1 protein-coding gene is annotated in these 1,482 nt (G+C 71.3%); it reads left to right on the top strand.

Annotation, left to right across the window (positions count from 1 at the left end; genetic code table 11):
- Positions 1 to 133 precede the first annotated feature (133 nt).
- Positions 134 to 1,255 (top strand): IS110 family transposase, encoded by a 1,122-nt coding sequence (locus tag AAA021_RS09460; RefSeq protein ID WP_349089032.1) that lies wholly within the window; start codon positions 134 to 136, stop codon positions 1,253 to 1,255.
- Positions 1,256 to 1,482: the final 227 nt, after the last annotated feature.

Genomic DNA, 1,482 nt, shown 5'->3' with positions numbered 1-1,482 from the left:
GTCAGACACTATGACCCAATCCAGGGGCACGGAAACGACAGGAGCCCCCGCTCGTGACCGCGGGTCGGGGCTGCGACAATGTTGTTGAAGTGCCAGAGGCGCAGCCGCGCCGCAACGAGGTTGGGAGGCTCCCGTGCCTAGATATTCTACCGCCTTCGGAATGGACGTACACCTCAGGTCCACCACCGTCTGCGCGCTCGACGCGGAGACGGGCGAGGCCGTGACGAGGAGGTTCCGCGGCAACCCCTGGGGCGAGGTCGCGGAGTGGATGTCGGGCTTCCCCGGCCCGTCGCTCGCCGCCTACGAGAGCGGCTACCTCGGCTTCGCCCCGCAGAGGGAGCTCTCCGGGCTCGGCGTCGACTGCGTCGTCGCGGCCGTCTCCAGGGTCCCGAGGTCGGCGGCAGACCTCTCGTCCAAGAACGACCGCAACGACGCGGCCAGGATGGCCAAGGCGATACTGTCGCACGACGTCACCCCGGTATGGGTGCCGTCCCCCGAGATCGAGGGGCTCAGGGACCTCGCCGGGGCCCACGACGCGGCGACCGCGAGGCTCGCGGCGGCGAAGCAGCGGCTCCTGGCGTTCCTGGCCCGCCGTGGCTACGCCTACGGCGGCACGACGCCGGCCGGAAACCCCCGGAGGTACTGGACGTACGACTTCCTCAGGTGGCTCGACAAGGTCCGGCCCGCCGACGACGGCGGCATCCGGGCGCTTGCGGCGCTGAGGAACGAGGTCGAGGCGGCCGCCGAGACGCGCGACGACCTCCTCGCCGAGTACAGGGCCGCCGTCGCGGCGGGCCCCCTCTCGGCGGAGGTCGAGGCGCTCCAGTCGATCAAGGGGTGCGGGTTCGCGCTCGCCGCCGCCTTCGCGTCCGAGGTCGGCGACTTCTCGAGGTTCCGCTCCGGCAGGCAGGTGACGTCCTACTTCGGCCTCGCCCCGAAGCAGAGGTCGAGCGCGGACTCCGTGCGCCTCGGCGGGATCAGCGGGGCCGGCGACGCGCTCGTCAGGAGGTTGGCAGTCGAGGGGTCCTGGAGCTACGTCCAAGCGAGCCACCAACCGAAGCTGATGCCCAAGGGCAGCGGCGTCCCGCTCGAGGTAAGGATGCACGGGAGGAAGGGTTCCGAGCGCCTGCTCCGGCGCCGCGAGGAGATGCTCGCCAGGGGCATGCCCCAGGCGAAGGCGAACGCCGCCACCGCCGCCGAGCTCGTGAGGTGGCTGTGGGCCCTCGGCGCGATGTGCCGGGAGGCAACCGAATAGACATAGCCCCCGTCCCGGCGAGCCGGGCAGCCTTCGGGGATACCCCCGCTTTCGCTGGGCGCGCGGCAGCGGCCGCATGCGCGTAGTCAGACTTGGGGAGCCCCGCCGAAGGAATGGAGTGCGGGCCGACAGAACGGTATCCGCGGATATGAGACTGAGCCGAAGGCGTCGACGACATGCCGGGGGCGGACCGGGACGGGTTCAACGGCAGGCCCCGCCGACCGATT

Source organism: Collinsella sp. CLA-JM-H32 (genome assembly GCF_040098165.1).
Classification (GTDB): domain Bacteria; phylum Actinomycetota; class Coriobacteriia; order Coriobacteriales; family Coriobacteriaceae; genus Collinsella.
The sequence above is the reverse complement of the archived record's forward strand: the minus strand, read 5'-3'. Positions and strand labels throughout refer to the sequence as shown.